At 65.0% G+C, this 7,120-nt stretch carries 8 protein-coding genes and 1 pseudogene; 5 read left to right on the forward strand and 4 right to left on the reverse strand.

Features of this window, described 5'->3' with window-relative positions; all coding sequences use genetic code 11:
• Window positions 1-1,056 (reverse strand): annotated as a pseudogene (locus AB5026_RS18395) (hypothetical protein); the annotation flags it as partial.
• 308 nt (window positions 1,057-1,364) lie between these two features.
• Here AB5026_RS18395 and AB5026_RS18400 point away from each other — a divergent pair.
• From AB5026_RS18400 to AB5026_RS18410, 3 genes are all read left to right on the forward strand, one after another.
• Complete coding sequence (locus AB5026_RS18400) at window positions 1,365-1,520, forward strand: hypothetical protein (RefSeq protein ID WP_368154469.1); 156 nt, start codon at window positions 1,365-1,367, stop codon at window positions 1,518-1,520.
• A 250-nt stretch (window positions 1,521-1,770) separates the two neighbouring features.
• Complete coding sequence (locus AB5026_RS18405; protein WP_333691245.1) at window positions 1,771-2,406, forward strand: metallophosphoesterase; 636 nt, start codon at window positions 1,771-1,773, stop codon at window positions 2,404-2,406.
• Window positions 2,406-3,140 (forward strand): metallophosphoesterase, encoded by a 735-nt coding sequence (locus tag AB5026_RS18410; protein WP_333691246.1) that lies wholly within the window; start codon window positions 2,406-2,408, stop codon window positions 3,138-3,140. Before AB5026_RS18405 ends, AB5026_RS18410 begins: the two co-directional genes overlap by 1 nt.
• On the opposite strand, the gene AB5026_RS18415 is transcribed toward AB5026_RS18410, so the two are convergent.
• Window positions 3,137-4,543: a MobA/MobL family protein gene (locus AB5026_RS18415; RefSeq protein WP_368112891.1), complete on the reverse strand. Its 1,407-nt coding sequence runs from the start codon at window positions 4,541-4,543 to the stop codon at window positions 3,137-3,139. The two genes, AB5026_RS18410 and AB5026_RS18415, sit on opposite strands and share 4 nt — an antisense overlap.
• Window positions 4,544-4,891: 348 nt before the next feature.
• Between AB5026_RS18415 and AB5026_RS18420 the strand changes: the two genes are divergently transcribed.
• On the forward strand, window positions 4,892-5,221 hold the full coding sequence (locus tag AB5026_RS18420; protein ID WP_368112890.1) for a hypothetical protein: 330 nt from the start codon (window positions 4,892-4,894) through the stop codon (window positions 5,219-5,221).
• Window positions 5,218-5,688 (forward strand): hypothetical protein, encoded by a 471-nt coding sequence (locus tag AB5026_RS18425; protein WP_271749012.1) that lies wholly within the window; start codon window positions 5,218-5,220, stop codon window positions 5,686-5,688. Before AB5026_RS18420 ends, AB5026_RS18425 begins: the two co-directional genes overlap by 4 nt.
• A 46-nt stretch (window positions 5,689-5,734) precedes the next feature.
• Here AB5026_RS18425 and AB5026_RS18430 read toward each other — a convergent pair whose 3' ends face one another.
• Both AB5026_RS18430 and AB5026_RS18435 read right to left on the reverse strand, forming a co-directional pair.
• The gene (locus tag AB5026_RS18430; RefSeq protein ID WP_271749011.1) at window positions 5,735-6,220 is read right to left on the reverse strand and encodes an HTH domain-containing protein; all 486 of its coding nucleotides are present in this window, start codon (window positions 6,218-6,220) and stop codon (window positions 5,735-5,737) included.
• Window positions 6,201-7,120, reverse strand: a 920-nt coding sequence (locus AB5026_RS18435; RefSeq protein ID WP_368214117.1) for a helix-turn-helix domain-containing protein, incomplete at its 5' end; no start/stop codon positions are given. The genes AB5026_RS18435 and AB5026_RS18430, both read right to left, overlap by 20 nt.

The raw sequence follows: 7,120 nt of genomic DNA on the forward strand, positions 1-7,120 counted from the left end.
ACGCCACCAATCGTAAAGGTCGCGCTTGCAGGTCCAGCGCCCGGGGGCCTTGCCCTCGACGATGCGCGCCTGGTACCACTCCGGCCAGAGCTTCTTGGCGCGCTCGATGGGGGTCCGCCCGGCGGTGCACATGAGCTCTATGAATTCGGCGCGGTCCTTGCCGCCGCGGACGCCGGCGTATCCGAGCAGGTAATCCATGCTGCAGAGCCAAGGTTTCCCGTCCTCGCCGTTGTGCACGAACGCCACGGCCTCGTACTTGTCCTTGATTTTCGACCTCTCGGTCTTGCCGTTCAGCTTCGTCGGCGTACCGGGCATCCTGAAGGGCTGGTAGATGCCCTGGTGCTGGACTTCCTCGAGCGTCGAGACGGTGTCGCGCCAGATGTAGTCCGTGAGCATCGCCTTGAACTCCTGCAGAAATGGCACGACACGCGGCACCAGCGGGATCGGCTGGTCAAGCACGTAGTAGAGGTGGAAACCCGTACCCGAGTTCACGAGGAAGGTCGGCTGGGGGAGGGACACCCACTTATCTGCCGCAAACGCCGGGTCACGGCCGTTGCGAAACTGCTTCAGCATGTTCTTCAGTTCCTGCACGCCGACGCCGTCGAGGTCGATCGCGAACGCGTGTAGGAACCGCGCGTTCGCGGCGACGCGGCTCTTGCCGAAGAACGACACGGGCGCGCAGAAGACGGACTCGTTCTTCCTGTTCGAGTCGATGACGCGCTCCATGACGCCGTCGAGGTCATCGGTCAGCGTGAACCGTTCGACCACGGGGACGTCGTGTTTGCGGCCCGTCTTGGTCTTGACCGTCTTAGTCTTGCTGGTGATCTGGATGGCGATGCCGTTGGGATGGCCACCGCCCCTCTCGTGCCACGGAACCTCCTCGCCGCGGGGCTGCAGGAAACCCTCTGGGAAGATGGTCCGCCAGAAGTCGTACGGGCTGACCCATTCCCAGGACGGATAGTCGGACAGAAGGATGTCGTTCTTCTCTATGTAGGCATGACGCTGGGCTGCCCACCAGGCATCATCATGCTCGGGTTTCTTCTTGCGATCTGCCACTGAACACCACCCTCCATACCAGCCGCCCCCGAGGGCTAAGGCCCCGCCTTTACAGGACGTATATTATCAATATATTTATTTTACACCCCTTCGGCGAAAAAAATCGGGTCCGTGGAACCCGAGATCAGGGCCGCCCCCGAGGGCTAAGGCCCCGCCTTTACAGGACGTATATTATCAATGAAGTTATTGTACACCCCTGCGGCAACCCGATCTGAGGGCGGCGAACGTCTCCAGCGGTGGCCCGTGCGGTAGAATCGCAGCGGCGGATTCCCGCGCGCGGGCGATGCTTTCCTTTGGAGGTGTCGCTTATGTCAAAGGTCTTTGAAGCCCTCGCCGCCCTGGCGGCGGTGGGCACGTTCATCGTCACGTTTCTCGATTCGTACGAGATCCAGTTCAGGATTCGGAGGCGCGCGCGGACTGTGCGCGACGGAAGGGAGCAGCGCCAGCATCGGCGTAAAAAATAAGGCCGGGAGTGCAGCCCGGCCTTTGCAACTGAAAATCCGCATCGCCCGCGTATCTGGTTAGCCACCTGCGCGGGGTCCGCTTCTTTCGATTTCGATTATACCCGTTCCCGCCGCCATGGAATGGGTACAGAACCTAAACCACCGAACGATTGGATTCAGCACATGAGCGCAGATGGCCTCATGTCGCTCAAAATACGTCTCCTTTCCCCGTCGAAGGAGAGCGTTTTTTAGCGACAAAGGAGACAAGAGAATGATTTGGTTTACCAGCGATACCCACTTCGGGCACGAAAACGTGCTCAAGTTCACCGACCGGCCGTGGGAAACGATCCAACAGATGAATTCGGTGATCGTCGCCAACATCAACGCGCGCGTCGGCATGAACGACGAGCTCTACATCCTGGGCGACTTCTCGTTCAAGATGACCGCGCAGGACGCCTACGGGCTGCGGAAGAAGATCACATGCAAAAAGGTTCACCTGGTGCCCGGCAACCACGACAAAGATTGGACGCAGCCCGCGGTCTCCAGGGCCTTTATCACCGAGCCGCCTATCTGCGTGCTCAAGATCGACGGGCAGAAGATCGTCATGAGCCATTTCCCCATGGCCGACTGGCAGAGCATGTCGCACGGCAGCTGGCACCTGCACGGGCACATCCACAGCAGTGGCGGCGCGTACAACGAGTTCAACCGGAAGCAGGGGCTTCTCCGCTACGACGTGGGCGTGGACGCCAACGCCTGCGCACCGGTGAGCCTCGACGAGCTGCGGGCATGGTTCTCCGGCGTCGGCGAGCCGTGCGGGCGCGTCAAGTGGCCGTGGTGGGTCAACCAGACCGGCGACAGACAGGTCGAGCGAGAGCTGGCCGCGTACAAGCGGGAGAGGGCGAACTGATGGCGATCTTCGTAACGGGCGACGTGCACGGAGGGGCCGAATACGGCTCCAGCCGCTTCTCCTCCAAGAGCTGGCCGGACGGCAGGACGCTCTCGCGCGACGACGTGGTGGTGGTCGCCGGCGACTTCGGATTCGTGTGGGACGGCTCGAACACCGACCGCTACTGGCTCGACTGGTTCGAGTCCAAGCCGTGGACGACATGCTTCGTCGACGGCAATCACGAGAATCACCGGATGCTGGCGGAACTCCCCGAAACCGAGTGGAACGGCGGGCGCGTCCACGTCGCACGCCCGCATGTGCTGCACCTGATGCGCGGCGAGGTCTTCGATATCGCCGGGACGACCGTCCTCGCCATGGGAGGTGCCGCGAGCCATGACAGGGAATGGCGCAAGGAGGGGAAGTCCTGGTGGCCGGAGGAGATGCCGAGCGAGACCGAGATGGAACGCTGCCGGCGCAACCTCGATGCCGCCGGCTGGAAGGTCGACTACGTGGTGACGCACGAGGCCCCGGCCGACCTGGCGGGCGACCTCTGCTGGGAGTGCAACCGTCCTTTCGAGGACGACCCGCTGCAGAACTTCCTCGGCGAGATCGACCGGCGGCTCGACTTCAAGACGTGGTTCTTCGGACACTACCACGACGACGAGTGGCGCGACGGCAGGCACCGGCTGATCTACCGCGACATCGTGCCGGTCGGCGTGCGCAGGGAGGACGAGGACCGGGAGCCGGTCGGCTAGCGTCTGGGGCCGCGCCGGTGGCCGTCCTCCGGCTCGAGCTCGGGGCTCTCCGCCTGTGCCATACCGCCCGCGAGCCTGTCGCGCTCGTCGGCGAGGCGCTTGCGCTCGACCGCGAGCTCGGCGGCCTTGCGCAGGCTCGCGCCCAGCGCCGCGGGCGCGCCGCCGCGCTGCAGCTCGCGTATCTGCTCGTCGAGTGCCGCGATCTGCTCGTCGAGCTGGCCCAGCATCTCGGCCTTGGTGTCGGTCTGGTCGGCAGTCGCGGCAGTGACGCGCTGCTGGGCCTCAACCGCGGCCGCAGCGGTGGCCATGGCCACGCGGCGGCGCTTCGCGAGCGCGGCCTTGCGCTTGCGTTCGCCCTTCTTGGGACGCACGCGCCACGCCTGCTCGGCGGTGTTGCGCTGGCGCTCGAGCGTCGCGACCTCGTCGCGCAGCCGCTCAAGCTCGGCACCCTCCTGGCGCAATTCGGCGCGGAGAACGCGCAGGCGCTCGTTACGGGCCCTGATTTCATCGTTCTGCTTCACACGGTCGGCATGCCCGATCAGGCCGACGCCACCCTCGTGAATCGTCGGTTCCTCGGCCAGACCTCTTTCCTTATTACTGCGATGGTCGATGACCTGTGGCACAACGCCCACCGCCGCGGCCGCGGCTGCCAGATGCCTGTTGGCGATTTTCGCCCAGGCCTCGCGCACCTCGTCCATCTCCTCGCGGCCCACGGCGTAGGCGCTCTGCCCCTCCCTGCGGTGCATCTGCACTGGCCTCTTGCTGGTCCTATCCTTGGTGCCAAGCCCCTCGGCCTTGGCCTGCTTCATGGTCCTGCGCTGGCCGTCCTCGAAGTTGTACAACTTTTGCCACCCCGCGGCCTTGGCCGACTTCCACTCCGTCGCGCGGATGGGCATACGGTCCCCGTGTTCGTTCTCGCAGAGATAGAAGCACTGGCCCGTCTCGTCCTTGGTTTTCTGCACGAAACCGTCTGCTTCAAGGTCGAGCGCGGACACCAATATATGCGCGTGTGGGTTGCCGCCATGGGCGCTGTCGTGGATCGCCCAGTCGCAGGCCTTCGCGGGGAACAGGGCGCAGAAGTCCCGCACGCAGGCGCGGCGCCCGTCCTCGTCGAGCTCGATCGGCAGCGCGAATTCGTAGCGTTTCGCGACGAGCGTCTTGCCGCCGCCGCCCTCGACCCAGACGCGCTCGGCCTCGTTCCAGAGCTCGCCGCGGCCCACGGGCGGGACGCCGGCGGGAAGGGCAAGGCCCTCGTCCAGGACGCGTTCCTTTCTGGCGTAGTCGCAGACCTCGCCCGTGCGCTCCTCTATGAGTGTCTGGCCTGACTGGTAGGCAGCCTTCTTGACGGCCCCCGCCCCGGTGGCAGGGGAGCAGCCGCGCACGTTCAGGTGATAGATAGCCATCGGTCGAGTTCCTTTCTTGGCAAAGGGCGCAGTCGCGCCCTGCGCAGCGGTGCTGGTGCCATGAGCCGCGGTCGGCGAATGGCGCTGGCAGCGCGGAGCGCAAGGGAGCGGGACGCGACCGCGCAGCCCCTCCACCGTGGACGTGAGCCGCCCAAGGCGAACGGGCGCGATGGAGTGGGCGGAGAGCCGTCCGCAGGACCGCACGCCACGCTGGACTTTTGCCGCGGCAAAAGTACTGCGAAGTGCGCACTACCTCTGGTAGTGACGAGTCCCACTAGTGAAATTGTACGGCGCATTGGGGTAAACTTGCAAGTGAATGACACCCCACGACAAGCAAGGAGAACGGGCATGACGACATCCATCAGCGAGCAGATCGCGAAGAAGAGGGCGGCTGCGGAGAAGAAGGCCGCCGAGGCTGCGGCGATCAAGAAGGAGATCAGGAAGCTCGAGCAGAGGCAGGCGGCGGCCGAGCGCAAGGCGAGGACGCACCGCCTGGTCGAGGTTGGTGCCATCTTTGAACAGGCCACGGGCCTCACGTTCGACACCGAGGACAGCCGCGCCATCCTGTCCGAGGTCCTGAACCAGCGCCTGCGGTACAACGACGGCAGCACATCGACCCGAGGCGAGGACATCGCCGCGGCCTGCGGCAGCAGGCAGGGCGGGGGCCAGCAACAGTGAACGTGAAACTCTATTACGCGCCCGAGCGTGACACGGCGGGGCGCCCCGTAACCTACTCAGACGGAGGAAGGTTCGCCGGGTTCGTTCGCCGCGGCAGGATCGAGAGCTATTACACCAGGGCCGACGGCAGCGCAGCGATCACCATGGAATACTTGGGCGTCTCCCCTGACGGCCTGAAAGTCGAACTGTGGTCGGCACTTGAGGACGATCCCGGCGACGCACTCGACAGCCGCGCCGCCGCCTGCGGCGATGAGCGCGGGTACGCCGCGGCGTCTGAGGCCGCGGCGCGTACGACCTCAGACTCGCGCCAGTTCGTCCGCGCCCTGGCGGCGATGCCCGAGGAGCTGGCGGCGCAGGGCTACCGCGCGGCGGATCCATTCGACTTCTTCAACATCGCGGCGTCGACCCTGGGAATCTACCGCGTCGACGTCGACGGCGAGGTCTACTGGCCGGCAGGCGAGGAGTGACCGAGCGAAAAGGGCCCGCGAGTCGTTAAGAAACTCGCGGGCCCCGCTATTCTTGTCTCCCCGGCCCGAGCAGCTTCATGGCCATGCGGCCGCGGCGCCACCACGGCGTGGCCGCGATCGCCTGTTGGCGCTCGGCGAGCGATGCGAGCTTTCCGGCGAGCTCCGCGACCCTGGCGTTCGCCTCGGCGAGTTGCGCCTTGGCCTCGGCCTCGGCGCGGGCGGCGCGGTCGCGCTCGGCCGCAAGCGCCTCCATCAGCTCGGCGTTGCGGGACCGTTCGATTTCCAGTTGGGCGGCCAGGGAGTCAACCAGGGAGTCCGGGGCGGGTGCAGCGGGCGCGTCGGCTGGCTGGCGGGACGGTTTGCCGGGGTTCTTCAGGGCGTCGGCGATGGCCGCGGCGGCAAAGTCATCGAGAAAATCGGTGTTCCCGTTTCGTGAAACATGGTTTCCCAGTCCCAGCTTCTCGATGTAGTTCGCGACTGTGCGCTTTGAAACACCCAGTTCAGACGCTATTTCACGCTTCGTTATGCCCATTGTTCAACCTATCGTCAATCGGGAATGTTTCCCGGGAAACATCGGGAAGTTTCACGGCGGTTCCCGATGATTTTACCGTTTCCCGTTCCCGTTTTTCCCGTTTCCCGTTCTCCGCGTCGGCGCGTTTCCAGTACTCCTCGACACCGGTATCCCAGCCGATGGCCTTCTGCGCGAGCTCTAGCCTGGTCATGGCGGACTGCGGCGGGCTCAGGTACCCGCGGTCGCTGGCGCTCGACGAGTACTGGTCGAGCGCTGCCCTGAGCTCGACCATCGCGGGGTTGTACAGCTCGTACAGATCGTCCGGCTTCGGTTTTTCCGGCTCGGTAGCGTCCTTCGGCACATCCTTCAGCCATTTGATGACGGTCGGGCGGGAAATGCCGAGGGCGCGGGCGATCTCGCTGTGGTTGGCGTCGGGATGCTCCGCGGCGTACTCGCGGACAAGGTCGGCCTTCGGTTTTCGCCCGTTTCCTTCACGCCAGTTGTCGTTGTTAATATCGCGAATAGCCCGTGCGCCCTCAAGGTGCTTCGCCTGAGATCGCCCGTTCCTCTTGTTTTTCGGCAGCCCGATGGCCGTGCGGCGCTCGATGCGCTCGCGGGTTAACTTGTGGATGATGGGGTCGTAGTACGCCCCAATCGCGGAGAGTGCGTCATCCTCGGTGAAGTGGTTGTCCTCGCGCTCCGTCAGGCCCTCAAGTGTCGGCACGAGCGCGAGCGCGTCGGCCTCCAGCTCCTCGTACGGGATGCCGCACTTCTTGGCGTAGGCGGCCAGGACGTTGAGGCACCAGTAGCGGTGGTGGTCGGTGGCCTTCGTCTCGACCTCCCCACGCCACCAATCGTAAAGGTCGCGCTTGCAGGTCCAGCGCCCGGGGGCCTTGCCCTCGACGATGCGCGCCTGGTACC

The sequence above is a fragment of the Blautia sp. RTP21359st1_E11_RTP21359_211015 genome, assembly GCF_040910705.1.
Taxonomy (GTDB): Bacteria; Bacillota; Clostridia; order Lachnospirales; family Lachnospiraceae; genus Blautia_A; species Blautia_A fusiformis.

Bases quoted from the DNA above. Each gene is read 5' to 3' on its own strand.
- AB5026_RS18400 (WP_368154469.1), top strand. From the start codon at position 1,365: ATGTCAAAGGTCTTTGAAGCCCTCGCCGCCCTGGCGGCGGTGGGCACG.
- AB5026_RS18405 (WP_333691245.1), top strand. From the start codon at position 1,771: ATGATTTGGTTTACCAGCGATACCCACTTCGGGCACGAAAACGTGCTC.
- AB5026_RS18410 (WP_333691246.1), top strand. From the start codon at position 2,406: ATGGCGATCTTCGTAACGGGCGACGTGCACGGAGGGGCCGAATACGGC.
- AB5026_RS18415 (WP_368112891.1), bottom strand. From the start codon at position 4,543: ATGGCTATCTATCACCTGAACGTGCGCGGCTGCTCCCCTGCCACCGGG.
- AB5026_RS18420 (WP_368112890.1), top strand. From the start codon at position 4,892: ATGACGACATCCATCAGCGAGCAGATCGCGAAGAAGAGGGCGGCTGCG.
- AB5026_RS18430 (WP_271749011.1), bottom strand. From the start codon at position 6,220: ATGGGCATAACGAAGCGTGAAATAGCGTCTGAACTGGGTGTTTCAAAG.